The sequence below is a fragment of the Streptomyces sp. MBT53 genome (assembly GCF_016654115.1).
Lineage (GTDB): Bacteria > Actinomycetota > Actinomycetes > Streptomycetales > Streptomycetaceae > Streptomyces.
In genome coordinates this window covers 1-26,997 of sequence record NZ_JAEQAZ010000088.1, presented here as the reverse complement: position 1 = coordinate 26,997, position 26,997 = coordinate 1, and the positions used below count along the sequence as shown (strand labels likewise).

The 26,997-nt window shown below is 70.5% G+C and carries 20 protein-coding genes and 1 pseudogene; 7 read left to right on the top strand and 14 right to left on the bottom strand.

Features of this window, described 5'->3' with window-relative positions; all coding sequences use genetic code 11:
- Positions 1-105: 105 nt before the first annotated feature.
- Entirely contained in the window at positions 106-1,176 is a 1,071-nt protein-coding gene (locus tag JHN45_RS28570; RefSeq protein WP_234467536.1) for a LacI family DNA-binding transcriptional regulator, read from the bottom strand.
- Between the two features lie 169 nt (positions 1,177-1,345).
- Here JHN45_RS28570 and JHN45_RS28565 point away from each other — a divergent pair, with 169 nt between their 5' ends.
- A complete protein-coding gene (locus tag JHN45_RS28565; protein WP_201051344.1) occupies positions 1,346-3,469 on the top strand; it encodes a glycoside hydrolase family 36 protein in 2,124 nt (707 codons plus the stop codon).
- A 1,937-nt stretch (positions 3,470-5,406) separates the two neighbouring features.
- Here JHN45_RS28565 and JHN45_RS28560 read toward each other — a convergent pair.
- The 8 genes and pseudogenes from JHN45_RS28560 to xylB all read right to left on the bottom strand — a co-directional run bounded on the left by JHN45_RS28560 (position 5,407) and on the right by xylB (position 14,662).
- The gene (locus JHN45_RS28560; RefSeq protein WP_200708967.1) at positions 5,407-6,930 is read right to left on the bottom strand and encodes an aldehyde dehydrogenase family protein; all 1,524 of its coding nucleotides are present in this window, start codon (positions 6,928-6,930) and stop codon (positions 5,407-5,409) included.
- Between the two features lie 116 nt (positions 6,931-7,046).
- On the bottom strand, positions 7,047-8,324 hold the full coding sequence (locus JHN45_RS28555) for a GAF domain-containing protein (protein WP_201051342.1): 1,278 nt from the start codon (positions 8,322-8,324) through the stop codon (positions 7,047-7,049).
- A gap of 295 nt (positions 8,325-8,619) precedes the next feature.
- Positions 8,620-9,219, bottom strand: coding sequence for an N-acetylmuramoyl-L-alanine amidase (locus JHN45_RS28550; protein ID WP_201051335.1), 600 nt, complete (start codon positions 9,217-9,219; stop codon positions 8,620-8,622).
- A gap of 19 nt (positions 9,220-9,238) precedes the next feature.
- Positions 9,239-10,252 carry an acetamidase/formamidase family protein gene (locus tag JHN45_RS28545; protein ID WP_201051333.1) on the bottom strand — a complete coding sequence of 338 codons (1,014 nt, stop codon included), beginning with the start codon at positions 10,250-10,252 and terminating at the stop codon, positions 9,239-9,241.
- Positions 10,249-11,217 carry an APC family permease gene (locus JHN45_RS28540; RefSeq protein WP_307783207.1) on the bottom strand — a complete coding sequence of 323 codons (969 nt, stop codon included), beginning with the start codon at positions 11,215-11,217 and terminating at the stop codon, positions 10,249-10,251. The genes JHN45_RS28545 and JHN45_RS28540 overlap by 4 nt, the downstream gene beginning before the upstream one ends.
- Positions 11,218-11,329: 112 nt before the next feature.
- Positions 11,330-11,653 (bottom strand): annotated as a pseudogene (locus JHN45_RS54115) (amino acid permease); the annotation flags it as partial.
- A gap of 265 nt (positions 11,654-11,918) precedes the next feature.
- On the bottom strand, positions 11,919-13,175 hold the full coding sequence (locus JHN45_RS28535) for an ROK family transcriptional regulator (protein ID WP_201051331.1): 1,257 nt from the start codon (positions 13,173-13,175) through the stop codon (positions 11,919-11,921).
- A 41-nt stretch (positions 13,176-13,216) separates the two neighbouring features.
- On the bottom strand, positions 13,217-14,662 hold the full coding sequence (gene xylB, locus JHN45_RS28530) for a xylulokinase (protein ID WP_201051329.1): 1,446 nt from the start codon (positions 14,660-14,662) through the stop codon (positions 13,217-13,219).
- 132 nt (positions 14,663-14,794) lie between these two features.
- Between xylB and xylA the strand changes: the two genes are divergently transcribed.
- Both xylA and JHN45_RS28520 read left to right on the top strand, forming a co-directional pair.
- Positions 14,795-15,961: a xylose isomerase gene (gene xylA, locus JHN45_RS28525; RefSeq protein ID WP_200708974.1), complete on the top strand. Its 1,167-nt coding sequence runs from the start codon at positions 14,795-14,797 to the stop codon at positions 15,959-15,961.
- A 362-nt stretch (positions 15,962-16,323) separates the two neighbouring features.
- Positions 16,324-16,569, top strand: coding sequence for a hypothetical protein (locus tag JHN45_RS28520; protein WP_200708975.1), 246 nt, complete (start codon positions 16,324-16,326; stop codon positions 16,567-16,569).
- 22 nt (positions 16,570-16,591) lie between these two features.
- Here the strand turns inward: JHN45_RS28520 and JHN45_RS28515 are convergent, their stop codons facing one another.
- Positions 16,592-17,938 (bottom strand): esterase-like activity of phytase family protein, encoded by a 1,347-nt coding sequence (locus tag JHN45_RS28515; RefSeq protein ID WP_201051327.1) that lies wholly within the window; start codon positions 17,936-17,938, stop codon positions 16,592-16,594.
- A gap of 127 nt (positions 17,939-18,065) precedes the next feature.
- Positions 18,066-19,496, bottom strand: a complete 1,431-nt coding sequence (gene rox, locus JHN45_RS28510; RefSeq protein ID WP_201051354.1) for a rifampin monooxygenase — start codon at positions 19,494-19,496, stop codon at positions 18,066-18,068.
- A gap of 388 nt (positions 19,497-19,884) precedes the next feature.
- Between rox and JHN45_RS28505 the strand changes: the two genes are divergently transcribed.
- Positions 19,885-20,949: an acyl-CoA desaturase gene (locus JHN45_RS28505; protein WP_201051325.1), complete on the top strand. Its 1,065-nt coding sequence runs from the start codon at positions 19,885-19,887 to the stop codon at positions 20,947-20,949.
- Positions 20,950-21,102: 153 nt separating this feature from the next.
- Positions 21,103-21,285: a hypothetical protein gene (locus JHN45_RS28500; RefSeq protein WP_200708978.1), complete on the top strand. Its 183-nt coding sequence runs from the start codon at positions 21,103-21,105 to the stop codon at positions 21,283-21,285.
- A gap of 133 nt (positions 21,286-21,418) precedes the next feature.
- On the opposite strand, the gene JHN45_RS28495 is transcribed toward JHN45_RS28500, so the two are convergent.
- From JHN45_RS28495 to JHN45_RS28485, 3 genes are all read right to left on the bottom strand, one after another.
- Positions 21,419-22,309 (bottom strand): hypothetical protein, encoded by an 891-nt coding sequence (locus JHN45_RS28495; RefSeq protein WP_201051323.1) that lies wholly within the window; start codon positions 22,307-22,309, stop codon positions 21,419-21,421.
- A 135-nt stretch (positions 22,310-22,444) separates the two neighbouring features.
- A complete protein-coding gene (locus JHN45_RS28490; protein WP_200708980.1) occupies positions 22,445-22,741 on the bottom strand; it encodes a hypothetical protein in 297 nt (98 codons plus the stop codon).
- 134 nt (positions 22,742-22,875) lie between these two features.
- Positions 22,876-23,475 carry a class I SAM-dependent methyltransferase gene (locus JHN45_RS28485; protein WP_201051321.1) on the bottom strand — a complete coding sequence of 200 codons (600 nt, stop codon included), beginning with the start codon at positions 23,473-23,475 and terminating at the stop codon, positions 22,876-22,878.
- 152 nt (positions 23,476-23,627) lie between these two features.
- Here JHN45_RS28485 and JHN45_RS28480 point away from each other — a divergent pair, with 152 nt between their 5' ends.
- Complete coding sequence (locus JHN45_RS28480) at positions 23,628-24,401, top strand: MHYT domain-containing protein (protein ID WP_200708982.1); 774 nt, start codon at positions 23,628-23,630, stop codon at positions 24,399-24,401.
- A 63-nt stretch (positions 24,402-24,464) separates the two neighbouring features.
- Positions 24,465-26,993 carry a nitrate- and nitrite sensing domain-containing protein gene (locus JHN45_RS28475; RefSeq protein ID WP_201051319.1) on the top strand — a complete coding sequence of 843 codons (2,529 nt, stop codon included), beginning with the start codon at positions 24,465-24,467 and terminating at the stop codon, positions 26,991-26,993.
- The last annotated feature ends 4 nt before the right edge of the window (positions 26,994-26,997 follow it).

Genomic DNA, 26,997 nt, shown 5'->3' with positions numbered 1-26,997 from the left:
TCCTTGATCGTTCGCAGAGGGGAGGCGGGGCGGTACTGCGGAGATGTGCGATGACTGCGGGGAAGACGGCTAACGGATACGGCGAGGTCGGACGTCCGGTCCGGCTCATGCGTCCCGCGGCCCCGAGCTCTCCCGGAGGATGAGGGTGGGTTCGGCCGGTACCGGCGCGGGTTCCTGCCGGTCGGTGTCGAGCTGGGCGCGCAGCAGCCCGAACGCGGCGCGGCCCAACCCGTGGAAGTCCATGCGGACGGTGGTGAGGGACGGGGTGACGAAACCGGAGTGCGGCGCGTCGTCGAAGCCGATGACGCTGACGTCCTCCGGGACCCGCCGACCCGCGTGATGCAGGGCCCGCAGCACACCCAGCGCCAGGTCGTCGTTGCCGCACAGGATCGCGGTGACGTCCTGGTTCCGGGCGAGCTTCTTCCCGGCCTCGTAGCCGGCCTGGGCGTCCCAGCCCTTGCCGGACGGCGGAGGCGGGGTGATGCCGGCCGCTTCCAGCGCCTGACGCCAGCCCTCGGAGCGGGGACTCGCCAGGCGCCGGGTTCCGGTCGAGGCGGGGATCGCCACATAGTGCACGTTCGAGTGCCCGAGCGCCAGCAGGTGTTCGGTGGCGGTACGGGCCGCCTCGCGGTCGTCGGCCCACACCGCCGGACGGCTGGGTGTCCGGCCCGGCGGTGGTGCTTCCACCAGCGCCGCGCACGGTACGTGCGCCGGTACGCGGTCCAGCGCGGCGGCACCGAGGCGGTCGAAGCCGATGACCACCACGCCGCCACCGGTGTCGGCGGCCGCGGCGATCGTACGGTCCAGATCGTCCTCGGGAGTCACGACCCGTACGCCGAGCGCGTATCCGGCGGCGCGGGACGCCTCCTCCAGGCCTTGCAGGGTGGCTGCGTAACCGTAGAGGACGGTGTTCGACGTGATGACGGTGACCGACCGGGTGACCCCGCTGGCCAGGGCGAACGCGGTGGCGTTGCGCCTGAATCCCAAGGTCTGGATGGCGGCGTCGACCCGCTTGCGGGTCTCCTCCTTGACGTTCGGGTGGCCGTTGATGACCCGCGAAACCGTCTGGTAGGAGACGCCCGCAGCAGCGGCGACGTCGCGGATACTGGCGGCTTTCTGCTGCCCCTGAGGGGGGTCGCCCTGGCCGCCGGAGCTTGTGTGACCGGTCACATCCATGCGAGGATTGTGAGCGGTCACAACGAAGGCGTCAAGAGACCGTAACTGGGGATTTACCTTTCGAACACACCGGCCGGAGCGGCAGGAACCCTCCCGCCGGACGAGAAACCCCAGCTCGGCGCCCGTACATGACCCGCAGGACCGAACCGTCCCAGAAGGGGAAAACGCGTTGACCAGTGTCGTAGGAACAGTCGAGAGGTCCCGTGTCTGGTCGCATCCGGCGCTCGGGCTGCACGCCGTCGTCGATGCCGCTGGAGCGGTCCGGCTGGGAGGGCCCGATCAGAACTGGGCCCAACTGGTGCCTCTCGTCGAGGTCACGGCCACCGGGCACGGGCGCATGTGGTCGGGCGAGCGCTTCATCGAGACGGCCGTCGGTGAGCGGATGACCTACCGCGACCACGAGACCGTGCGGGACGGGGACCTGGAGCGTACGACGATCCGTTTGGCGGACCCGGCGACTGGGCTCGCCGCCGAGGTCACCCTGGAGTCGGGCATCGGCTCGAGCTTCCTGCGCTCGCGGGTACGGCTGGTCAACGAGGGTGTTGTACCGGTCCGGTTGGAGAGCGTCACGACCCTGACGCTCGGCGGGATCTCCTCCTCCGATGCCGAAGACGGCCTCGACGGGCTGACCCTGCACTGGGCGGACAACGACTGGCTCGCCGAATGCCGTTGGCGCCAGGCAGACTTCCGCGACCAGGTCGTTTCGTTGACCCGATCCGCCCACGGCCACGAGGGGCGCGGCTGCTTCGAGCGCTATTCACAAGGGAGTTGGTCCACCGGGCGCCATCTGCCGGTAGGCGCACTCACCGACCGCGACGGCGGGGTGTGGCTGTGGCAGATCGAGTCCAGCGCGGGCTGGCGCTTCGAGACCGGAGAGCGCGAAGGCGCCGCGTACGTCGCCCTGTTCGGGCCCGACGACGCCCACCACCAGTGGCACCAACTCCTTGCCCCCGGTGAGGAGTTCCACACCGTTCCCGCCGTTCTCGTGCGCACGGAGAGCGGCGGTCTGGACACTGCCTTCGCGACGCTTACGGACTATCGCCGCGGCATCCGGCGCGACCACCCCGACCACCGTGCGCTCCCGGTGATCTACAACGACTACATGAACACCCTGATGGGCGACCCCACCACCGAACGGCTCCTGCCCCTGGTGGAGGCGGCGGCGAGCGCCGGTGCCGAGGTGTTCGTGATCGACGCGGGCTGGTACGACGACGACGCCCAGGGCTGGTGGGACTCCGTCGGCGCCTGGGAGGCCGCTCCCAACCGCTTCCCGGGCGGCATACAGGAAGTCCTGGACGCCATCAGGAAGCACGACATGACCCCGGGACTGTGGCTCGAACCCGAAGTGGTGGGCGTGCGCAGCCCGTTGGCCGACACCCTGCCGCCGGAGGCGTTCTTCCGGCGCGGGGGCCTGCGCGTCACGGAACACGGACGGCACCACCTGGACCTGCGCCACCCGGCCGCCCGCGCCCACCTCGACGAGGTCGTGGACCGGCTCGTCGGCGAGTGGGGCGTCGGCTATCTGAAACTCGACTACAACATCAACATCGGCCCGGGAACCGAGAACGGTTCGGAAAGCGCCGGTGCGGGACTGCTGGGGCATCACCGCGCCCACCTCGACTGGATGGCCGGACTCCTCGACCGTCATCCTCAACTGGTCCTGGAGAACTGCGGATCGGGCGGTCTGCGCATGGACTACGCCCAACTCGCCGTGGCACAGATCCAGTCCACCAGCGACCAGCAGGACCCGCTGCGCTACCCGCCCATCGCCGCCTCGGCCGCCACCGCCGCGACTCCGGAACAGGCCGCCGTATGGGCCTACCCCCAGCCCGAACAGAGCCTGGACGAGGTCGCCTTCACCCTCACCGGCGCGCTGCTCGGCCGTATCCACCTCTCCGGTTTCCTCAACCTCATGGACGACGAGCAACTCGACCTCGTCCGCTCGGCGCTCGCCGTCTACAAGGACATCAGGGCGGAGATCGCTGCCGCTCACCCGTTCTGGCCGCTGGGCCTGCCCGGCTGGGACGACGAGTGGATCGCGCAGGGGCTGCGAGGTGCGGAGTCCACGTACCTGATGGTCTGGAGGAGAGAGGTCGGTGCCGACACAAGCGCCGACGCCGACCGCACACTGGCCATCCCCCACCTGCGCGGCACCCATGCTCACCCCACTTCGCTGTATCCGCCGACCGGCGACGCAGGGGTGGAATGGGACGCGGCCGAGGGACTGTTGACGGTGACTTTGCCGCGGGCCGGCACCGCTGTCCTCGTCTGCTTGACCACAGGTCGATCCTGAAAACCCTGATCGAGCAGCGGGTCCGGTACCCGCTGGTCCGCTTCGGCGCCCTGCGCAAGGCCGTCACGGTCCGGGCCAACCTCAGCATCGTCGCGCTGATGGGCTCCTACCTCAGCTTCCAGTTCATGGACGTGTGTCTTTGCCAGGCCGCGGTGGCGGCGGTGGCGGCAGTGGCGCAGGCCATGAGCATGGAGCGTTTCTGAGACGGTTGCCTCGCAGCCCGGACGGACAGCCGGGGATGACCGCCCAAGGTGGGTTTCCAGGGCGGGCTGGTGATGCCGTTCGGGCAGGTGAGGGTGCGGTTCTCCCAGTTGATGTGGAAGTCCCCTTTCGTGAAACCCGGCCGCTGGGCGGCTTGCGGGTCGTCGCGGACCGGGCCGAGTAGCGGGGCCCCAGGTGAGGGCCGCGTGGTGGATGCTGGCCGGGGTGACATGGCCACCGTCGATGACGTGCTCCAGGGGCTGGAAGCCCTGGCGGGCGAGCTGGTGGTGGATGTCGTCGAGGGCATCGCTGTCCTGCTGCTGCGGCGGCGCCGGCCGGGTGAGGACCTGGACGATGACGTTAGGGCTCGTTTCGTCGCAGGTCTCGGTCTGGTGATCGCGACAGCCGATCCAGTCGCGCCGGCCGGCCGCGGTGACCTTCTGGCTGTGGCAGGCCTCGGGTCTTGTGGGGTGACGATCTCCATCGTGGACCACGGCACCCGTGCCGAAGCGGGATCGGGCCGGCCGTCTGCTGGGGTTTTGCCGGTGTTCCTCTGCCCGGTTGCCCCCGGTTGCCCTCCGGCTGGCACGCTTCGTCGTGCCAGTACTGCTGGACCCAGACCTGCCGCAGGATCTGCACTGACTTCAACTCCCGCAGACCAGGCGGGGCATCGTCGTGATAGACGGCGCGCAGAATGCGCAGCCCGTCCTCACCCACCCGCAGCACCCGGGCGATCAATGCGTCTCGGCCGCGGGGAAGCCGGTCGTAGCGCACCGGTCGGCCATAGCGGTCCGCCCAGTCCGAAGTGACGAGCCCGGCCAGCCACCCCTCGCCCTGCATCGCGAGGTTCTCCAGAGCACAGCGCAGCCCTGAAAGTGATCCAGAACCACTTTTTGGCGCGACTGCGCGGTCTGGTCATGGCGGCCCTCGATCTATCACGTGAAAATCAAGTCGTCGTCAGAGTCAGCCGCCCAGAGTGATCAACCCGAGGTGCACCAGCGGCTCGACGAAGAGATTCGGCCGAAGTGAAGGTTCGTACGCCAACTCCGTCACGTCCAAGTGCCATGGCCTACGCAGGTGATCCAGGAGCCGAAGGTCGGCGATGCAGTCTGCGACCTGGTCGGCGAAATACCTGCGGTGTAGAAACGAGTCCGCGGCATACACGGCGGCCGCTACCCGAAGTGAGCCGGTCCACGGCCTTCTGCCTTTCCTCTGTTGTTGCGAGGTGTACCCCTGGGGGAGCGCATCGCATAACGGGTGACAGGAGCGGGATCAGCACCGCTGCCAGGGCCACGAGTTGCCTGTCCTCGTGCGTGGGAGCCCCACTCCACCTCGGCGGTCATGTTGTCGCAGGTTCGCTCAGGCGGGAAGTCGTGGCGGAAATGGACGGTGCTCCAGCAGGCCTGGCACTCGGTCACCTGGACACAGCGTGGTCAACGCGCGCGAACGACCAGGTAGGTTTCCGGCGCGGGAGCCAACGGCTGCCGTTGCCGCGTAGGAACCTGCGGTAGCGCGTTGCCGGCATAGCGCGCCAGGGGGTCGGGTGCAGGCGCTAGGCGTCGATCCCGGTCGGTTTCTCCATCCGCCGAACCATAGGATCGGACAACCGCAGTTCTGCCCCGGTGGGAACTTCCCTGAATGTCAGGCAGTAACTCGACCCAATTGACTAAAGCGGGTACCTGCCGTGTCAGGTTGCCTGGAGCGCAACGGCGCCTCCAGGCAACCGACTTCAGGCTCTAGAAGAACCCAAGTTTCTTCGGACTGTATGAAACAAGAAGGTTCTTCGTCTGCTGGTAGTGCTCCAGCATCATCTTGTGGTTCTCACGGCCTATGCCGGACTGCTTGTAGCCGCCGAACGCCGCGTGCGCGGGGTACGCGTGGTAGCAGTTCGTCCACACCCGGCCCGCCTGGATCGCCCGGCCCGCGCGGTATGCCGTGTTGATGTCCCGGGTCCACACACCGGCGCCGAGACCGTACAGCGTGTCGTTGGCGACCTTGATCGCGTCGTCGAAGTCGTCGAACGACGTCACCGAGACCACCGGCCCGAAGATCTCCTCCTGGAAGATACGCATCCGGTTGTCGCCCTCGAAGATCGTCGGCTGGACGTAGTAGCCGCCCTTCAACTCGCCGTCGTAGTCGAGACGTTCGCCGCCCGTGAGGACCTTCGCGCCCTCCTGCCGGCCGATGTCCAGGTAGGAGAGGATCTTCTCCAGCTGGTCGTTGGAGGCCTGGGCGCCGATCATCGTGTCGGTGTCGAGGGGGTGGCCCGGCTTGATCGCCTCGGTGCGGACGACGGCCGCCTGGAGGAAGTCGGAGTAGTGGCCGCGCTGGACGAGCGCCCGGGACGGGCAGGTGCAGACCTCGCCCTGGTTGAGCGCGAACATCGTGAAGCCTTCGAGCGCCTTGTCGAGGAAGTCGTCGTTCGCCGACGACACGTCGTCGAAGAAGATGTTCGGCGACTTGCCGCCCAGCTCCAGCGTGACCGGCTTGATGTTCTCGGAGGCGTACTGCATGATCAGCCGCCCCGTGGTGGTCTCGCCGGTGAAGGCGACCTTCGCCACGCGGGGGCTGGACGCGAGCGGCTTGCCCGCCTCGACGCCGAAGCCGTTGACGATGTTCACCACACCCGGCGGCAACAGGTCCGCGATCAGGCTCATCCAGTAGTGGATGGACGCCGGGGTCTGCTCGGCCGGCTTGATGACGACCGCGTTGCCCGCCGCGAGCGCCGGGGCCAGCTTCCAAGTCGCCATCAGGATCGGGAAGTTCCACGGGATGATCTGCGCCACGACCCCGAGCGGCTCATGGAAGTGGTACGCCACCGTGTCGTCGTCGACCTCGCCCAGCGAACCCTCCTGCGCCCGGATCGCCCCCGCGAAGTAGCGGAAGTGGTCGATGGCCAGCGGGATGTCGGCGGCGAGGGTCTCGCGGATCGGCTTGCCGTTCTCCCAGCTCTCCGCGACCGCGAGGGGCTCCAGGTTCGCCTCCATCCGGTCGGCGATCTTGAGCAGGATGTCGGACCGCTCGGTCACCGAGGAGCGCCCCCAGCCCGGCGCGGCGGCGTGCGCCGCGTCCAGCGCCCGCTCCACGTCCTCCGCGGTGCCGCGCGCGATCTCCGTGAACGGCTGCCCGTTCACCGGGGACGGGTTCTCGAAGTACTGCCCGCGAGCCGGCGGCACGTACTCGCCGCCGATGAAGTGGTCGTAGCGCGACTGGTAGGAGACGATCGCGCCCTCGGTGCCGGGTGCCGCGTAACGGGTCATGCTGATGTGCCTCCCGGAGCAGCGCTGCCCGCCGTTGGGCAGCTCTCGGCGCGAGGCTAGGGAGCGGGACGTTGCATGTACGTTGCGGCGCCTCCTGGTACGTCGGTCGAGCCAGGTCAGCGGCCCGTCCCGCGAGACCAATTGCCCGGTGCCGCCAACTCCGTCTCCAGAGCGGCGAGTCGGGAGCGCACCGGTGCCGTCGGACGTATCGCCGCCAGTGCCCGCCACACATCGAGGTCGTCCTCGCCCCACGGCGCGTGCGCCCAGTCGGCCAGCAGGTCGGGGTCGCGGCGGGCGATCAACGCCGTACGGAGGCCGTCCGCGAGGCGGGCCCTGAGCCGTACCACCGCCGGAGCCTGCGAACCCGGCAGCAACGGACCCGTGTACGCCGTCGCGGCTCCTGTGACCGCACCTCCTTCCAGTCGCCGTTCGACGATCGCCACATCGGACTCGACCGGCAACGTGAGCCGGTAGGGACGCGAGGCGAGCAGACCCGGTCCCAACAGCCTGCGCAGCCGGGCCAGTTCGGCCCGCAGTGTCACCGGCGGAACCGACTCGTCCTCGTACAGCGCGCACAGCAGCTCGTCGCCGGTCAGTCCCTCGGGATGCCGGGCCAGCAGCACCAGGATCTCGCTGTGCCGACGGCTCAGCCTCATCTTGCGTCCGTCGAAGCACAGTTGGGCCTCGTCCCGGCCGAGCGCGGACAGCTCGGGTCCGTCGAGCGACGTCTGCTCCGGGGCGAGCAGCGCCAACTGGGACTCGGCGGCGCGCGCCACCGCCTGCACGAAACCCAGGCTGTGCGGATGTGCAAGACCGTTCCCGCCGGTGATGTCCACGGCGCCGAGCACCCGCCCGGTGCGCGGATCGTGCACCGGAGCCGCCGCACACGTCCACGGCTGCACCCGCCGGATGAAGTGCTCGGCCGCGAACACCTGCACCGGCCGGTCCACGGCGACGGCCGTACCCGGCGCGTTCGTCCCGACCGCGCTCTCCGACCAGCGCGCACCCGGCACGAAGTTCATCCGGCCGGCCTTCCGCCGGGTCGCCGGATGCCCCTCGACCCACAGCAGCCTGCCCTGCGCGTCGCACACCGCGAGCAGATGCTCTCCGTCGGCTGCGAACGTGCCCATCAGCTCCCGGATCAGCGGCATCACCCGCGCCAGCGGATGTTGCGCCCGATAGACACCCAGGTCGCCGTCCGTGAGCTCCACGTTCGCCGTGCCCTCGGGACCGACACCGGCACGTGCCGAACGCCGCCAGGAATCCGCCACCACCGAGCGCACCGGCGGCGGTACCGTGCCCGCCACGGCGAACGTCTCGTGCGCCCGGCGCAGCACCCGCACCCGCTCGGCAGGGTCGGCCCCCGGCTCCAGGGCCACCCATGGATCGGTCAACTCGGCCTCCCAGGAAGGCGATACGGCGTCGCGAGTACCGCGATACAGCGGTGACACGCCCGCGATACGGCGGGGAAACGCCTGCGGACATCGTCACTCCGGGGAAGGGTACGGACAACCGTTTCGACCGGGCCGGTCCGAACGCGGCACATCCCGGTCGGATCAGGCGTGGAGCAGGCGCGGATCGGACTCCGGCCCCGTTCGAATCAGGCGCGGATCGGACTCCGGCCCCGTTCGAATCAGACGCGGATCCGACTCCGGCCCGGTTCGGGTCAGGCCGAAGCGACCAGCCTTGTCAGACCGAAGTGACCAGCCTTATATAGCGGGTCCAGTCCCAGTTCGGCCCCGGATCGGTGTGGTCGGTGCCCGGTACCTCGTAGTGCCCGATGATGTGGGACCGGTCCCTGGGGAGCCCGTACTTCGCGCAGATCGCCGCCGTGAGTCTCGCCGACTGCTCGTAGAGCGCGTCGGTGAAGTACGCGGGCTGATCCACCCAGCCCTCGTGCTCGATACCGATGCTGCGGGTGTTGTAGTCCCAATTTCCCGCGTGCCAGGCGATGTTGGCCTCCCGGACGCACTGCGCGACATGCCCGTCGGCCGATCGCACGAGGTAGTGCGCGGACACCTTCTTCTTCGGATTCTGGAAGATGGAAAGCGTCGAGGAGTACGTCTCCTGGGTGACGTGGATGACCACGTAGTCGACGGGATAGCTGCTGGGGCGGCTGGACGCCGTGTAGTTGGAGGAGGTCGCCGGCTGCCATTCGGCCGACGGATAGTCGACGGCCTGCGGCTGTGCGTCGGCCTGTGTGGCGGGGAGTAACGCGTAGGGGACGGCGGCGAGGGCGGCGCCCTTCAGGAGCCATCGCCTGCTCGGGAGCGGTGTTGCCCGTTCCATGGTCGGGTTGCCTTTCGGTTCAGTGGCGGAGGGCCGCAGCGGTCTCACGCAACCGCGCGTGCAGCCCTCGGTGAGTCTCGCGCGCGGGCAGCCACTCTTTGCGGATCTTGGCCACGCAGGTGTAGTTGGTGTCGCACACGTTGGCCAACGGCGATTCGACCGCCTGGGTGGCGAATTGGTAGGCGTCCAGTTCACTGAACCCGTAGTCGCGCACCAGCCAGCGCACCAGGTCGAGCTGCGAGATCCGGAACGCGTCGTCCAACGGGCGTGCAGAACCCGTCGAGATGATGTGCGTGTCCGACTCGATGCGCGGCCAGGGAGTCGCGACGCCCTTGAGCAGCTCCACGATCACCGCGGTGTTCATCGCGCACTCGACCGCGACACCACAGGTCTCGCCCTCGCCCTGCCGGGCGTGCCCGTCACCGAGGCTGAGGAGCGCGCCCTCGACGTTGACCCCGAGGTAGCAGGTGACTCCGGCCCGCATCTCGGGCGTGTCCATGTTCCCGCCGTGCGCGTCGGGCACCAGCGCCGACCGCACCTCCAGATTGGCAGGGGCCACGCCCACCGTGCCGTGCATCGGGTCCATGGGCAGCTCGATCTCGATGTCGCTGTCCCGCGCGCGGAACAACGCCGTACGACGGGTGCGGTCCAACTGCCAGATCCAGACGGTCTCCGGAAGCGGCGGCTGCAGTGTCGCCGTCGTGTGAGTCGACGTGAGCGCGCCGAAGAGCGGGACCGTGGTCGAGGCGGCCCAGTCGCGGGCCGGTTCGATCGACACGAAGTGCACGGCGACGGTGTCGCCGGGCTCCGCGCCCTCCACATGGAAGGGCCCGGTCTGCGGGTTGAGGAACGGGAACTCGCACACCTCGGACACCAGGTCCTTCTCGGACCGCACCCGCCCGGCGAAGCAGTCCTCCGTGTACAGGTCGAGCACCGTGCCGGGCGCGATGCGCGCCACGGGCGTTGCACCGCCGAACGTCCAGGCGTACTCGCCCGGTTCGGGCCGCACCGTCAGGATCCGGGGGTCGTTCATGGTTGTACTGCTCCGTTCTGTGGAGGACCACTGGGGACGGTTTCGTCGAGATGGACACGGGCGGTCTCGGCTATTCGCTCGGGGTGACGCCGCAGCAGCACCAGCAGTACTACGACGCCTGCCGCCATCCAGACGCCGACGACCGGTCCGGCGTAGGAGACGGGAGTGGTCAGCTCGGTGACGAAGTCGAAGACCGGGAGGCCTACCGCCGTGAGCAGGGCCGGGACGAAGGCCACGATCCCGAGGAGGGGCACCAGCAGATGGCGAACCGGCTTGAGCAACTCGCGTCTGCGGCGCAGGAAGTAGCCCGCACAGGCCAGGTTCACGACGATGTAGACGCCGATGACGACCGTGACGATCACCGTCGCCAGCAGGAGGAACGCGGTCACCGGGTCGTAGCCGAGCCCGAGGCCCAGCACGGCGCCCACCGCGACGACGGTCTGCACGGCGATTCCGACGACGGGGGAGCGGTGGCGGGGGTGCAGCGTCGCGAGGACGCGGGGGAGTACCCGGATGCGGGCCAGGGCGAACGCGGTGCGGGTCGAGACGGTGGCGCACGCGTTGGCGTTGGCGATCGTCGAGTTGACCACGGCCAGGAACACCAGGACCCAGAACAGCCCGAACGACGCGCGGGCCACGCCTTCCCAGGATGCCGCTCCGGAGGCACCGAATCCGGCGAAGCGGTCCGGGCCGAAGTACACCGTCATGGCGTAGGTCGTCAGCACGTAGAACAGGCCGATGCCGAGGGCCGCGCCGAGCACCGCGCGGTGCATCGTCCGGCGCGGGTCACGGGTCTCCTCGGCGAGCGGTGCCGCGGCCTCGAATCCGGCGAACGCGAGCACCGTGTAGACCGAGCCGGCGAAGACCCCGCCGAGGCCCGAGTAGCCCTTGGCCGTATGCGAAGTACCGAACACCGACAGGGTGTTGGCGCTGCCGGCCTTGCCGATCAGCCAGATGGCGAACACCAGGAAGACGAGAATCTCGAAGACCCCGAGGACCGTGCCGAAGCGGGCGGAGGCGCGCTCCGAACCAGCCCGCCGCCGTGATGATCGCGGCGCCGGCGAGTGCCCACGGCCACCACAGGTTCTCCGGATACGAGGACCACTCCTGGTGCAGGGTGCCCGCCGTGGTGAAGCCGAGTTGGAGGAGAAGCAGCGGTGGGACCAGTGCCTCCACGAAGACATAGCCCCAGCCGACCAGGAAGCCGACGGCCGGATGCAGTCCCTGTGCCGCGTATGTGGCGACCGAACCGGCGGCGGGCAACTCCCGGGCCAGCTCCGCCACGCAGGACGCGGTGAAGAGGCAGGCCACCAGCGCGATCAGCACCGACAGCGGCAGACTGCCGCCCGCGAAGGCCGCGCCCGACGGGATCGACGCGGCGACCGCGGCGGCCGGCGCCATCGCCGTGACGCTCTGGAAGAGCACCTCGCGCAGGCCGACGGCATCCCGCCGCAGCCCCTGAACTGTCGCCTCCGACACGTGAATCCCCCCTGTCCGCCCTCACCTGTCCGCCGTTCTCACGTCACGACGGCTGCGCCTCGCGTGAATCACGGTACGGCGCTTGCGGGTTGGGCAGTAGGGCGTGGTGGGCTTCCGTGGACGACGACGGAGCTGTGGAAAACCCGGCCACCCGAACGAGCGAAGGCCGAGTGAAGTCCGTTGTGTTTCAGGCCTGTTCGGACACGATGTCCACAGCCCGTCCGGTCGCGGTTGCCCCAGCCCGTTCGGCCACCGCCGCCGGGTCGTCGAGCACGGCCCGCACCACCGAGTGCGCGGCGCCCAGCAGCGGACCCTCGGGCCCCAGCCGCGACACCGACACCGGGCAGGCGGGGCCCGCCGTGCGGCGCGCCAACTCGGCCTCCAGCGACGGCAGCAGCCAGGGCGCGAGCCCGGACAGCGCGCCGCCCAGCACCACCAGCTGCGGATCGAGGAGGTTGACCGCGCCCGTCAGCGCGATGCCGAGCGCTGTGCCGGCGTCGTGCAGGGCACGTCGTACCGCCTCGTCGCCGTCGGCGGCGCGGGTGGCCAGCAGACCGACCCGATCCCCGCCGGGTTCAAGGCCGGCGGCGCGCAGCACCGCCTCCTCGCCCGCGTACTGTTCGAGACACCCGCGCCCGCCGCACGCGCACTCCGGCCCGTCCGGACGCACCGGCACATGCCCCAACTCGCCCGCGAATCCCCGAGTTCCGCGCAGCAGCCCGCCGTCCACGACGACCGCAGCGCCGATACCGATCTCCGCCGACACATGCAGGAAGTCACGCGGGGTGGTCTCGCCCAGCCAGAGTTCGGCGAGTCCGCCGAAGTTGGCCTCGTTGTCCACGGTCGGCGGGAGTTCGGCGGGCAGCAGGGCGCCGAGATCCGTGTCGTGCCAGTCGAGGTTCGGGGCGCGGACGACCGTACGGCCGTCGCGGGCCACCAGACCGGGCACGGCGACCGCGAGCCCGGCCGGCCACAGGCCCTCCGCGTCCGCCTCGGCGACGACCTGCCGTACCAGCGCGGTGAGTTCGGCGAGAACCGGTTCGGGGGAGCGGCCGCGGTTCACACCGTGCCGCACCGCCCGGGCCCGTATCTCGCCGCGCAGGTCGACGGCGCAGACGGCGAGATGGTCGACCCCGATCTCCGCGCCGATCCCTGCCGGACCGCGCCCGCTGACGGCGAGCGCCGATCCGGGGCGCCCCACCCGGCCGGGGCGCTCGGGGCCCAGTTCTTCGAGGAGGCCCGACCGGATCAGCTCGTCCACCAGGGTCGACACCGCCGCACGGGTCAGCCCGATGCGCGAGGCGACGGCCGCACGGGAGAGCGGACCCTCGGCGCTCACCGTGTGCATCACCCGGGCGAGGTTGCGGCGGCGCATGCCCTGCTGGGTGTCGGGCAGGGCACGCCCGGGCCCGGCTGGGTGCGCCTCGTGCAGCGGTGCGGTCATGCCTCCCTCAGTCCTCGATCGGTAGTCCTCGACCGTGTCCGTCAACGGCCGCTCGGGTCGCGTTCGAGCAGCGGAGCCGCGTCGGAGAGTACCCCGGAGATCCTGGCGAAGGTCGCCTCGTCCCGCTCCACGGCGTCCAGCACCGGCCCGGCGGCCGTGTTCCAACGGCGGGCCACCGCGGCCGGGTCCTCGCCGGTCAGCAGGCCCGCGGCCTGGGCGGCGGCGCCGAGCGCGACCAGCTCCTTCGCCTCGGGCACCTGGACCGGACGCCCCGACAGCCGCCGTACCGTCTCCTGCCAGGCCGTGCCCCGCGCGCCCCCGCCGATCAGCAGCAGCGGGGTGGTGCGGTCCGCGTCCTCGTCGAGGACCAGGTCGAGCGCGCCGAGCAGCGCGTGTACGGCACCGTCGTAGGCGGCCTGGAGGAGCTGGCCGCCGGTGGTGTCGTGGCGCAGGCCGTGCAGGAGGCCCGAGGCGTTGGGGAGGTTCGGCGTGCGCTCGCCGTCCAGGTAGGGCAGCAGGGTGACCGACGTGCCGGGTTCCACGGCATTCCGGTCCAGGCCGAGCAGGGCCGCGATCCGGTCGACGGCGAGGGTGCAGTTCAGGGTGCAGGCCAGCGGCAGCCAGTCGCCGTGCGCGTCGGCGAAGCCCGCGACCGTGCCGGACGGGTCGGCGGGGCGGTGCTTCGACACCGCGTACACCGTGCCCGAGGTGCCGAGGCTGAGCACGGGCGCGCCGGGGCGCAGTCCGAGGCCCAGTGCGGCGGCCGCGTTGTCGCCGGTTCCGGGCGCGACGAGAGTGCCCTTGGAGAACGGCAGGTCGTGGCAGTCGCGCACCGTGCCGGCCACCTCGCCCGGTCGCACCACCCGGGGCAGCAGCGCCGGGTCGAGCCCGACGTGCCGGAGGATCTCCTCGTCGTACGACTCGGTCCCTGACGCCCACCAGCCCGTGCCGGAGGCGTCGCCGCGGTCGGTGGTGCCCTGGCCGGTGAGCCGTTCGGTGAGGTAGTCGTGGGGGAGCCGTACAGCTGCCGTGGCCCGCACCGACTCCGGCTCGTGCTCGGCGAGCCAGGCCCACTTGGTGACCGTGAAGGAAGCTCCGGGCACGCTGCCGGTGCGCTCCGCCCAGGCCTTGGGACCGCCCAGTTCCTCGATCAGACGGGTGGCCTGCGGTGCCGACCGTACGTCGTTCCAGAGCATGGCCGGGCGCACCGGCGCGCCCTGCGCGTCCAGGGTGACCAGGCCGTGCTGCTGGCCGCCGATCGACACGGCCGCCGCTTCGTGGGCCGCGTCCCCGCACTGGCGCAGGGCCTCGCGCAGGGCGTCCCACCACTGCCGGGGGTCACTCTCCCGGCCCGCCCCCGAGGAGACGGTGTGCGGCGCCTGGCCACTCGCGACGATCTGGCCGGTGGACACGTCGACGACCAGTGCCTTGGTGGACTGCGTGGACGAATCCACGCCGACGACGAGCGGACCCTCGGCTGCTGACATCGGGTTTCTCCCTTGTGTGCGGCATGTGTCTCCGCCCGGAGACACATTGTCCCTTCCCAGAGACGCTCCGGCATACTAATTTGTAAACCGCCATGACGAAATAGTCGGAGCGAAGCAACAAGGAGCCGCGTCATGAACTACCAGCCCACCCCCGAGGACAGGTTCACCTTCGGCCTGTGGACCGTCGGCTGGCAGGGAAGGGACCCGTTCGGCGACGCCACCCGCCGCGCCCTCGACCCCGTCGAGACGGTGCAGCGCCTGTCCGAGCTCGGCGCCCACGGTGTGACCTTCCACGACGACGACCTGATCCCCTTCGGGTCCTCGGACACCGAGCGCGAGGCGCACATCAAGCGTTTCCGCGAGGCCCTCGACGCGACCGGCATGAAGGTGCCGATGGCGACCACCAACCTCTTCACGCACCCCGTCTTCAAGGACGGCGCGTTCACCGCGAACGACCGCGACGTGCGCCGCTACGCCCTGCGCAAGACGATCCGCAACATCGACCTGGCGGTCGAGCTGGGCGCCGAGACCTACGTCGCCTGGGGCGGCCGCGAGGGCGCCGAGTCCGGCGCCGCCAAGGACGTGCGCGTCGCACTCGACCGCATGAAGGAGGCCTTCGACCTCCTCGGCGAGTACGTCACCGACCAGGGCTACAGCATCAAGTTCGCGATCGAGCCCAAGCCGAACGAGCCCCGCGGCGACATCCTGCTCCCCACCGTCGGCCACGCCCTGGCGTTCATCGAGCGCCTGGAGCGCCCGGAGCTCTACGGCGTCAACCCCGAGGTCGGTCACGAGCAGATGGCCGGGCTCAACTTCCCGCACGGCATCGCCCAGGCCCTGTGGGCGGGCAAGCTCTTCCACATCGACCTCAACGGCCAGTCCGGCATCAAGTACGACCAGGACCTGCGCTTCGGCAACGGCGACCTTCGTGCCGCCTTCTGGCTGGTCGACCTCCTGGAGAGCGCCGGTTACGCCGGCCCGAAGCACTTCGACTTCAAGCCGCCGCGCACCGAGGACCTCGACGGCGTGTGGGCGTCCGCGGCCGGCTGCATGCGCAACTACCTGATCCTGAAGGAGCGTTCGGCCGCGTTCCGCGCCGACCCGGTGGTCCAGGAGGCGCTGCGTGCCTCGCGTCTGGACGAACTGGCGCAGCAGACCGCGGCGGACGGCCTCAAGGCGCTGCTCGCGGACCGCTCGGCGTTCGAGGACTTCGACGTGGAGGCCGCCGCCCAGCGCGGGATGGCCTTCGAGCAGCTCGACCAGCTCGCCATGGACCACCTCCTGGGAGCGCGCGGCTGACGGCACGCACGCGTGCGTCACTCACGAGCCCGCCGGTTTTCGCTCGGTAGCCCTCGGCTTTCGTGAGGCTCTCTTTGTGACCGACCCCCGCGCGGATTGCTCCGGAATCATGCGATCCATGGCATGAGTCCGTATCAACCACCGCGCGGGGGTCGCGTCATGACCTCTGCGCCGCGACTCTTGACGGTATGGCCATGCCGCCCGTACCGCCTCGACCGCCCGGGCCACCGGACGCCACCCCGCCTCAAGGAGGCGGCTTCGGACCACCTCCCGGGGACTTCGGGCACGGATCGGGAGGGGGCTACGGAGACTACGAACCGCCGCCCCGCAGGCGCCCCCGACCCCTGTTCGTCCTGCTCACCGTGATCGTCGCGGTCGGGGCCGTCGTCGCCGTCGCGCTGATGGTCTTCGGGGGACACGACTCACCGGACAAGAAGCAGCCGGCGGAGAGCAGTTCGAGCAAGAGCCCGTCCCTGAGCCTCCCGACGAAACTCCCCACCAGCCTGCCGACCAAGCTCCCGACGGCGCTTCCCTCGAAACTCCCCTCGGAACTGCCGAGCGAGATCCCGAGCGACATCCAGTCGCTGCTCCCGTCCCTGCTCGGCTAGTTCCCTCAGGAGCCGGCGCGTCCTAGATGCCGTGGGGGAGCTTCAGGTACACCAGGGTCGTCTCGATACCGCTGTCGACCAGTCGCCCCTGTGCGTCGAACGCGCCCGCGCCGTCCGTCATCCCGAAGTCGTTGTCATTGATCAGGGCGAGCGTGTCGTGATCCACGCGCGCGATGCCCTCGATCTTCAGGGGCACCCCGGAGACGGTCCCCAGGTCCACGACCAGCTTCTTGGCCAGCACCGGGACACCCGCGCCGGCGGGGTCGTCGAGCTGCTCCAGCGACGGGGACGTCGTGTCGTCGTCGTAGCGACCGCCCAGGATGTTCGACTTCCGCTCCAGCTTCACGAGTTGGAGCCGGGCCGCCTTGTCGGTGCGCTCCTCGACCAGGAGCCGGTCGTCGCCCACGGCGACCACCGAGGAGATCTTGAGTTCGGAGGTGTCGTCCTCACTGGGGTCGACCACGTTCACCGGGTCGAAGCGGTACGCGTACTCCGCCGTGACCGCCTTCTTCTTCGTGGAGAAGCGCAGCAGACGGGTGTTGAGCGACGCGTCCCCGGCGTTCCCGTCCGGCAGCGACAGCGGGCTCTGCAGGGCCATCACCAGGTCGCCGCCGGGCAGTTGGGCGAGTCCCTCGAAGCCGCGGTTGATCTTCCGGTGCAACAGGACGGCGGGCAGCGCCTCCACCACCGGGTAGTCGGCCCCGGTCAGACGCAGCCCCTTGGGCACGTACCGCGTGAGCACCTTCCCGCGCGCGGAGACATGCACCAGGGAGGGGCCGTACTCGTCGACAAGCCAAAACGAATTGTCTGCGGCCCGCACGATGCCCTCCGTGTCCAGCCCGTTCGGGTTGTACGACAGGGGCGTCTGCGCGTTGTAGGAGTACGGCGCCTCGTCGCGCCCCTGCTGGTTCGACAGCCCCGTGACGCCCTTCCCGGAGGACGTGGTGATCGGGATGGCGTCCAGAACCTTGATCGTGTCCCCGGAGACACGGATCTTCACGATCGCCGGGTCGAAACCGGGCACCGGGAACGTGCGGCGCTTCGTCCCGCTCACCTTGATCTGGCCGTTGGGCCCGCGGTCGGTGATCGTCCAGTACTCGCCCTTGCGGCCGGCCGGGTAGATGTCGCTGCCGATGCCGCCGAGGTCCACTCCCCGGTCGTTGTCCACCGACCCGGGCAGCAGCGCGTTGCTGAACGCGCCGAGCGGGATGTCGCCCAGTGTCGCCGTGCGGGTGACATGGGCGGCCCCGCTCCCGGATGGGGCTCCGGAGGCCGTACCGGCCGCCATGAGGGCGACCGCCACGGCGAGCGGAACGCCCGCCACGACGGGACGACGGACGCGGCGCCTGGCGGGGGCATGCGGGGACATCTGGCCTCCTGAGGGCAAATTCGTTGACAGCGGCCAGAGTTGGTCCTCATGAGGACCCACGGTCGACGGTCGGATGAATCCAGGGTGTCGGCCGCTCGTCGGGCAGGCGAGGGTTCGAAGGCCGCACTCAGCGCGCGGGACCGAACCACTTGGGCAGCCGACCGAGCAGTTCCTGCTGATCGTCACCGACCCAGGCCACATGACCGTCCGGCCGCAGGAGCGCGGCGGGTACGTCCAGTTCGGCTTCCTCGCCGACATCGACGACGTGGTCGACGCGATCCGTCCACCCGGCCACCGAGAGTTTGCCGGTCAGGTCGAGCAGCAGCCCCCGGCCGCCGTGCATCAGCCCGTAGAGGTGCCCTTGCGTCAACTTCACGTCCCGCATCCGCCGGCCGACGAGTTCATGGTCGTCGCCGAAGTCGTAGCGGATGCCGACCGCGGTGATCATCTCGGTCACGTACCGGTTCACCTCCTCGAAGTCCATCAGCGTGGAGAACAACTCCCGTAGCGCGGTCGCACCCGGATCGGTCCCCAGGAGCGTGATCTGCGCGCGCGTGTTGTCGAGAACGCGGGCGCCCACCGGATGCCGTTCGACGTGGTAACTGTCCAACAGCCCTTCCGGAGCCCACCCGTTGACCGCGGCGGCCAGTTTCCAGCCGAGGTTGAACGCGTCCTGCACACCGAGGTTGAGCCCCTGGCCGCCGGTCGGCGGATGGATGTGCGCCGCGTCGCCGGCCAGCAGCACCCGGTCGACCCGGTAGCGCTCGGCCTGCCGAGTGGCGTCGCCGAACCGGGACAGCCAGCGCGGCGAGTGGACGCCGAAGTCGGTGCCCGCGACGGCCCGCAGCTGCCGCTTGAAGTCGTCCAGGGTCGGCGGTGTCGCACGGTCCTCGGCCACGCCGTCCGCGGGCACCACGACGCGGTACGTGCCGTTCTCGCCGGGGCTGAGGCCGAACCGCAGTTGGGTCCTGCGGACATCCTCGACGACGGCGGCGATCGTGGCCGGATCCTCGGTCACCGCCATCTCGCCCAGCAGCGTCTCGACCGTGGCGGGCTCCCCGGGGAAGCCGACGCCGAGCGACTTGCGCACCACGCTGCGGCCACCGTCGCACCCGACGAGGTAGCGCGAGCGCAGCCGCGTGCCGTCCGCCAACTCGGCGGTCACCCCGGCCGCGTCCTGGCTCAGCCCGACGACTTCGCGGCCGCGCCGGATCTCGGCACCGAGTTCGACGGCACGCTCGCCGAGCAGCCGCTCGGTGACCGGCTGCGGAGTGGCGACGCCATAGGGGTGCCCCGTGTCCAACCGGTCCGGCCAGGGCTTGACGATGCCGCCGAAGAGACCACCGACCGAGAACTTCTCACTCACCGCGAGAAACCGGTCGAGCAGACCACGCTGGTCCATGATCTCGACACTGCGCGCGTGCAGCCCCTGCCCGCGGGACTCCCCGGTCGGCTCGGTCAACTTCTCCAGAACGACCACGCGCACGCCGTGCAGCCGCAATTCGCAGGCCAGCATCAAGCCGGTCGGTCCGCCGCCGACCACGATCACGTCCGTCATCGAAACACCCATTCAAAGAGATTGCCTTCCAGTCGGCCGCCCTGAGGGCAGCCGTTCCGCTGACCCCGCGTTTCCGCAGGTCCAGGCCTCGGTCGGCCATTTTGCGGCACTACTGGGGCCTTGCCGCAAGCCCCGTGGTGCGCTATACGTTGGGTATGGCAAGGAGTGGACGACCTCCTTGCCATCGCCTTTTTCCGGCGCTTTTTCCGACGTACTTCTCCGGGTGCGCGATTTCTCGGGACCGGGTCGCCGGGGTGTCGTCAACCCCCCTGAGAGGACCCGGGTGACCCCCGTACGCACACGGGGGGTGCCGTCATGGTCGCGACCGGTCACCGATTCGTACGTTTGCTCAGGTCACCCCGTTGCCTGAGAGAGCCGGAGACCGGACATGTCCCAGACCACCGCAGTCGTCGGCGCGCATGATCCGGGGGATGCCGTAGCGGCGTCCCCCGGAAGCGAGTTCGCGCCCCTCCTGCGCACGGTCAGGAGCCGAGGCCTACTGGAGCGGCGGCGCGCCTGGTACGCCTTCTGCGTCTCCGCCAACGCTCTCGCGCTGATCGGCATCGTGACCGGCATCGTCCTGATCGGCGACTCCTGGCTGACCCTGCTCCTGGCCCCGCTGCTCGCCGTGTTCGGCGCCCGGACCGCCTTCATAGGCCACGACGCGGGCCACTCCCAGATCGCCGGCGGCAAAGCCGCCAACCGCCTCATCGGCCTGATCCACGGCAACCTGCTGCTGGGAATGAGCTACTCCTGGTGGAACGACAAGCACAACCGCCACCACGCCAACCCCAACCACATCGACAAGGACCCGGACGTCGTCGCCGACATCCTCGTGTTCACCGGTGAACAGGCCAAGGACCGTTCCGGCTTCCGGCGTTGGCTCACCCGCAACCAGGCGTGGCTGTTCTTCCCGCTCACCCTGCTCGAAGGCGTCGCCCTCAAGGTGCACGGTTTCCAGGACCTGCGGCGGCAGCCCCGGCGCGAACGGACCGTCGAAGGCGCGCTTCTGGTGAGCCATGTCGCGGCCTACGCCACACTGCTGCTGACCTCGATGTCCCCGGGGAAGGCGCTCGCGTTCGCCGCGCTGCACCAGGCCCTGTTCGGACTGCACCTCGGTCTCGCCTTCGCCCCCAACCACAAGGGCATGGAGATGCCGGACCCGAACGGCGAGCGATGGGGTCATCTCCGTCGCCAGGTGCTCACCTCACGGAACATCCGGGGCGGCCCCCTTACGGACTGGTTCCTCGGCGGTCTCAACTACCAGGTCGAACACCACCTCTTCCCGAGCATGCCGCGGCCCAGTCTGCGGCTCGCCCAGCCGTTCGTGCGCGCCCACTGCGAGGATGTGGGTATCCCCTACGTGGAGACCGGGCTCGTCGACTCCTACCGACAGGCCCTGCGCCACCTCCACGAGGTGGGGGAGCCGCTGAGGCCGGAGTGGACGGAGTGACGACGGAGCAGCTGACGGCTCGGGGACAGACGGCCCTCGGGGACCAGTAGGGGAGGCGTCTCAGGGATGTCTCAGGGTCGCGGTCCGGAACTGTGGGAAGCGCGGACCCGTTTTCAGATCAGAGAGCGGCCGCGGCCGCGGAGGAGGCGACACATGTCGAGAAACACGAAGGTCGTTGTAGGAGGCGTGGCGGTCGGACTGATCCTGTTGATCTGGCTGCCCTGGTGGGTCTCATTCCTGATAGTCGTGGGAGTGCCGACGGCCGCCTATCTCACGCTGGATCCCGCGCAGCGGCGTCGGCTGCGCCGCGTCGCGGGCAAGGAGATCGGCCGCTGACACCGACATACCGATGCCTCACCGCGCTCCCGCCCGGCGCGCGGGAGCGGAGAACAGCACGACGCCGTCCGCGGGGCTGCCGACAGCAGCTCCGCGGACGGCGCCCGACCATCTGAGGCACGCACCCGAGGGCTCAACTGGGCCTTACGGCAAGCTTGTCCAGCGCCTCCAGGAGGCCCGGCAACTCGGAGCCCCGACCCACCGGCAGCACCTCGCCCGGCTCCTCGTCGAGCAGGACGAACGCGATGTCGTCGGTGCGGGCCACCATCGACCAGCCGGGACCGTCGGCACGCAGCGTGCGCGCCTCGCCCGGCGCGAAGGACGATCTGACGCGGCCGAGAGGCGGCGGGGCGTCCACATACGCCCGGGCCTCCGTCAGCACCCTGCGGACCCCGCTGTGGCCCGTCTGCGGGCCTTCCCCGCTGTCGTCCGAAGCGACCTCGTCCGCCTCGGACGCCTCTTCGGAGGTGACGTCGTCGGACGACGGCTCCGAAGCCTCGCCCGCCTCGCCCTGGACGGGGAAGGCCGAGTCGTCGATCTGCTCCCGCCACAGGGCCCACTGCAGCGCGATCTCGTCGGCACCCAGCCGCCGCTGCGCCGGGCCCCAGGTGGTGGTGTCCGGCGGGGCCAACGCCGGCCGGTCCACGAGGTCGGGGTCCGGATCGTGCGGCGCGGGCACATTGGGAGCCGCCACCGCGACCGCGAGCGGCCAGCCCGGCAGCGCCGCGACCACGGTGCGCTCGCTCGGCGACAGGTCGTACTCCATGCCGCAGTCCCAGGACGCGATGGCGACCGCGACCAGCGACACGTCGTCGATGACGACAGTCCACCGCGCGCCCTCGCCGTCCTGGCCGAGCACCAGGCCGTACCCGTCGGCGAGCGGCGCCATACCGAGCGCGGCGCAGGCCTCCGGATAGTCGTCACCCAGCACACTCGGGAACTTCGCCGGCGTCAGCAGCACCGCCGTGAGCACATAGAGCGCGTCGTCCTCGGCGGCGACGGCCTCTTCATCAGTGTCGGCCATCCCAGCCTCCCCATCGTTCGTCCAACGGCGCGCACCCTAGTGTGCGCGGAAGCCGCTTGTCACGACTCCCAAGTACACCCGGAGCTGCAGTTTTCCGTCTGGACAGGGCGAAACGACCACCGGCGACCCGAAGTGTCAGGCCGCGGGGAGCCCGAGAAGGGCCCGGGCCACCGTCCGCGGCGACTCGTCGCGCTCCCTGGCGAGCGCGACCACGGCCCGGCACGCCAGCTCACTCACCCCGAAGGACAGCGCCTCCGGCGACACCCAGCCCGCGGCCTCGTCGATCCGGTCCTGGTCGTCCTCCGCGCGGGCCGACACATAGACGGCCGCGGCCTCGAAGAGGTTGTGCGCCCGCCGTTCGGGTCCGTCGCCGGCCTCCGTGCGCGTGGAGGCGAGAATTCTGGCGAAGGTCTTGCGGGGCCTGTCGAACATGCTGACCACCTTCCCCCTGCGTGGTGTTCCGTCGTCGACCGTCCATCTACTGCTACCCAACATAGAGTTGGAGTTGCGGCGACAGCAGGGGGACGTTGCGGTGAAGCGCTTCGGGCCTCCCGCAGTCGTACGACTCAGCCCTCGCGCACGGCCAGCGCCAGGAAGCGGACATCCTCGTCGGTGTACGACGTCATGCGCCACCCCCAACCGGCGAGCAGCGGACGGAGATTGGGCTCCGCGCGCAGGTCGTCCGGGGTGATCTGCCGCCCCTGACGCGCCGCGAGCGCCGCGCGGCCGATCGGATGGAACAGGGCCAGCGTGCCGCCGGGCCGCACCACGCGCGCCAACTCCCGCAGATTCGCCTCCGGTTGGGGCAGATGCGCGATCAGGCCCGCCGCGAACACGGCGTCGAGCGATTCCGAGCGCAACGGCAGCACGGCGACATCGGCGAGCAGCAGGCACCCTTCACGGCCGCGTCCGGCCCGTACGGCGGCCTCCAGCATGGCCGGGGTCAGATCGGCCCCCACGACCACTCCCGAGGGCCCCACGGCCGCACGCAGCGGCGGCAGCGCGCGTCCCGTCCCGCAGCCCGCGTCGAGCACACGGTCCCCCGCGCGCAGCGCCAGTTCGGCGACGGCAGCCGCGTAGGCGGGGCCGTCGTCCGGGAAGCGGCTGTCCCAGTCCGCGGCGCGCGCACCGAAGAACTCCCGGACATGAGTGTGGTCGTCGTTCATGTTCCGCATGATCCCTCACCGACACGGATGACGCTTCGGTGCACATGTTCGAGCGTCACGTGGTCGTTCAGGCACCTCTCTGCGTCATATTGCAGCACCTTTCGAAATGCGCCCCCTTTGTGCGCCCATGCCCCTACTAGCGTCCCCTGGTCATGGGACACCTGGACCACGCGACCTTCGGCTGGCTCACCCCCGTGCTGTCCTACGTGATGGCCTGCATGGGCTCCGCACTCGGGCTGCGCTGCACCGTCCGCGCGCTCGGCGCCACCGGCCGGTCGCGCCGAAACTGGCTCATCACAGCCGCCTCCGCGCTCGGCACCGGCATCTGGACCATGCACTTCGTGGCCATGCTCGGCTTCGGCGTCAGCGGCACCGACATCCGCTACGACGTGCCACTGACCGTGCTCAGCCTCGTCGTCGCCATCGTCGTCGTCTGCGCGGGCGTCTTCGTGGTCGGCTACGGCCGCGACCGTGGCCGCGCACTCGTCCTCGGTGGCCTGGCCACCGGACTGGGCGTCGCGAGCATGCACTACCTGGGAATGGCTGCGGTGCGACTGCACGGCGACGTGACCTACGACCCGATGCTCGTCGGGCTCTCCGTCCTCATCGCCGTCGTCGCGGCGACCGCAGCCCTGTGGGCGGCCCTCAACATCAAGTCGCCCATCGCGGTCACCGTCGCATCGCTCGTCATGGGGGCGGCCGTCGCCAGCATGCATTACACCGGGATGTTCGCGGTGCGCGTGCATGTCACCCCCTCCGGCGCGGTCCTGCCCGGGGCCACGGCGATGCAGTTCATCTTCCCCCTAGCCGTCGGCCTCGGGTCCTACCTGTTCCTGACCTCGGCGTTCGTCGCACTGTCGCCGACGACGGGAGAACGCGAGGCGACCGCCTCGGCCGAGCGGCCCGCCGAGAGCGTCGCCCACTGACAAGCGGCCCGACCGACCAGGGCCCGCCACGGTACGCCCGAACCACTCCCGAGCGAGGAGGCCATGCGTAACCCCCGTAGGACCCCCAGAGCCGGCGCCGAGACGCCGCCGCCCGTGCGCGGTCGCCGCGCACACGCCGGACCACCCGCAGAAGAGCTCTTCGACGAGCCCCTCGACACACCGCAGGACGAGGTGCCCCCGCGCGCGGGACGCTGGCGGATGCGTCCCCGAACCGTACGGGCCAAGATCGTCTGCCTGCTGATGGTGCCGGTCGTCTCCCTGCTCGCCCTGTGGGCGTACGCGACCGTCAGCACGGCCCAGGACGTGGCCCGGCTAAGGCAGTTGCAGCGTGTGGACTCGGCGGTGCGCAGCCCCGTCGCGGTCGCCGTCGCCGCGCTGCAGGCCGAGCGGTCGGCCGCGGTGCGTTACGCCACCGACCCCGGCGCCGAGCCGAGCGGTGACCTGAAGAAGCTGGCCGCCGACACGGACCGGGCCGTCGCCCGGCTGCGGCTCGGCGACACCAGCACCGTCGCGGACGGCGAGGAACTGCCGGCCGGAGTCGCCCAGCGCCTGGAGACCTTCGTCACCGGAGCCGAAGGACTGCGCTCGCTGCGAGCCGACGTGCTCGCCCACCGCGCGGGATGGGACGAGACGTACGGGCAGTACACGAGGACCATCTCGTCGGCCTTCGCCGTGGGCGGGGCGCTCACCGGAATCCAGGACGCCGCCCTCGGCTCCGACGCGCGCGTGCTGCTGGAGTTCTCCCGGGCCGCGGAATCGCTGTCCCAGGAGGACGTGGTGCTCGCCGGTGCCCGTCTCGACGGCCGTCTCGACGGGGAGCGGCTGCGGCTGTTCACCGGCGCCGTCGACACGCGCCGTACCCTCACCGAATCCGCCACCGCGGATCTGCGGGGCTCCGAAGGCACCGCCTGGCGGAACCTCGCCGACACCGGCGCCTACACCGTCATCGGCGCCGTCGAGGACAAGGTCCTCGCCGCCAACTCGGCCACCCGCGCGATCGGTTCGGCTCCCGAGACCACCTGGAACAACGCGCACGCACGCGTGCAGGACGGCATGCGGGCCATCGAGGCGGACGCGGGCAGCGGAGTCGCGGACCGCGCCGATCCGTTCGCACGAGGACTGCTCACCCCGGCCGGCGCCGCCGTTCTTCTCGGTCTCGCCGCCGTCATCGCGTCGCTGGTCATCTCGGTACGCATCGGACGCGGTCTCGTCGTCGAGCTGGTGAGTCTGCGCAACGACGCCCTGGCGATCGCCCGCCACAAACTCCCCGAGGCCATGCGGAGACTGCGCGCGGGGGAGGAGATCGACGTCCGCGCGGAGGCCCCGCCCGGACCGGCCGCGGAGGACGAGACCGGGCAGGTCGCCGAGGCCCTGGGCACCGTGCACCGCGCCGCCCTGCGGGCTGCCGTGGAACGCGCCGAACTCGCGAGCGGCATCTCCGGGGTCTTCGTCAACCTCGCCCGCCGCAGCCAGGTCCTGGTGCACCGTCAACTCAGCCTTCTGGACAGCATGGAGCGCCGCTCCGAGGACCCGAACGAACTGAGCGACCTGTTCCGCCTCGACCACCTCACCACCCGTATGCGACGGCACGCCGAGAGCCTGATCATCCTCTCCGGGGCGGCACCCGGCCGGGCCTGGCGCATGCCGGTATCGCTGACCAACGTCGTGCGCGCCGCCGTGTCCGAAGTCGAGGACTACGCGCGCGTGGAAGTACGCCAACTCCCCGAGGCCTCCGTCCTCGGCACGGCCGTCGCCGACCTCACGCACCTGCTCGCCGAGATCGTGGAGAACGCCGCCCAGTTCTCGCCGCCGCACACGCGCGTGCGGGTCACCGGCGAACCCGTCGGCAACGGGTACGCCGTCGAGGTCGAGGACCGGGGTCTGGGCATGGGCCCGGAGACGCTGGCCGAGGCCAACCGGCGCATCGAGCAGTCCGAGGCCCTCGACCTCTTCGACAGCGACCGGCTGGGCCTCTTCGTGGTCAGCAGGCTCGCCGCCCGCCACGGCATCAAGGTGCACCTGCGGACCTCGCCCTACGGCGGAACGACAGCGGTCGTACTGCTGCCGACGGCCCTGCTGCACGGCGGCGCGGCCGACCGCTCCCCCCGCGCGGCAGTGGACGACGGACAGCGGGCCGTGGAACGCGAGTACGCGCGCGTGCCGTCCCCGCCCCAGCACCAGGAGTCCGTCCCGGCACCGGCCGACCGGCCCGCCCTGGCGTCCCCGCCCCGGGGCTCGGCGGAGCCGACGAACGGCACCCCGCCCCCTGGAGTCACCACCTTGCGACTGCACCGTCCTCCCGAGGACACCGAAGGCCCCGAGGACGGCGACGACCTCCCCCGCCGGGTACGGCAGGCGAGCCTCGCCCCCCAGCTCCGCGAACAGCCCGCCGCGGACCGGGAACGGGCGCCTGACGCACCACACGACGAGCACCGCAGTCCGGAGGTCGTCCGGGACCGGATGGCGGCCTACCGCGAAGGCTGGACGCGCGGTGGCGGCAGGAAACCGGGCCGTGGCGCCACCCCAGGGCCCGCAACGGGCAGCGACAGCAGCGAAGGAGAATCTCAATGATCGT

Bases quoted from the DNA above. Each gene is read 5' to 3' on its own strand.
- JHN45_RS28560 (WP_200708967.1), bottom strand. From the start codon at position 6,930: ATGACCCGTTACGCGGCACCCGGCACCGAGGGCGCGATCGTCTCCTAC.
- JHN45_RS28535 (WP_201051331.1), bottom strand. From the start codon at position 13,175: ATGACCGCACCGCTGCACGAGGCGCACCCAGCCGGGCCCGGGCGTGCC.
- JHN45_RS28505 (WP_201051325.1), top strand. From the start codon at position 19,885: ATGTCCCAGACCACCGCAGTCGTCGGCGCGCATGATCCGGGGGATGCC.
- JHN45_RS28495 (WP_201051323.1), bottom strand. From the start codon at position 22,309: ATGGCCGACACTGATGAAGAGGCCGTCGCCGCCGAGGACGACGCGCTC.
- rox (WP_201051354.1), bottom strand. From the start codon at position 19,496: ATGACGGACGTGATCGTGGTCGGCGGCGGACCGACCGGCTTGATGCTG.
- JHN45_RS28485 (WP_201051321.1), bottom strand. From the start codon at position 23,475: ATGAACGACGACCACACTCATGTCCGGGAGTTCTTCGGTGCGCGCGCC.
- JHN45_RS28515 (WP_201051327.1), bottom strand. From the start codon at position 17,938: ATGTCCCCGCATGCCCCCGCCAGGCGCCGCGTCCGTCGTCCCGTCGTG.
- JHN45_RS28490 (WP_200708980.1), bottom strand. From the start codon at position 22,741: ATGTTCGACAGGCCCCGCAAGACCTTCGCCAGAATTCTCGCCTCCACG.
- JHN45_RS28480 (WP_200708982.1), top strand. From the start codon at position 23,628: ATGGGACACCTGGACCACGCGACCTTCGGCTGGCTCACCCCCGTGCTG.
- xylB (WP_201051329.1), bottom strand. From the start codon at position 14,662: ATGTCAGCAGCCGAGGGTCCGCTCGTCGTCGGCGTGGATTCGTCCACG.
- JHN45_RS28545 (WP_201051333.1), bottom strand. From the start codon at position 10,252: ATGAACGACCCCCGGATCCTGACGGTGCGGCCCGAACCGGGCGAGTAC.
- xylA (WP_200708974.1), top strand. From the start codon at position 14,795: ATGAACTACCAGCCCACCCCCGAGGACAGGTTCACCTTCGGCCTGTGG.
- JHN45_RS28500 (WP_200708978.1), top strand. From the start codon at position 21,103: ATGTCGAGAAACACGAAGGTCGTTGTAGGAGGCGTGGCGGTCGGACTG.
- JHN45_RS28570 (WP_234467536.1), bottom strand. From the start codon at position 1,176: ATGGATGTGACCGGTCACACAAGCTCCGGCGGCCAGGGCGACCCCCCT.
- JHN45_RS28475 (WP_201051319.1), top strand. From the start codon at position 24,465: ATGCGTAACCCCCGTAGGACCCCCAGAGCCGGCGCCGAGACGCCGCCG.
- JHN45_RS28550 (WP_201051335.1), bottom strand. From the start codon at position 9,219: ATGGAACGGGCAACACCGCTCCCGAGCAGGCGATGGCTCCTGAAGGGC.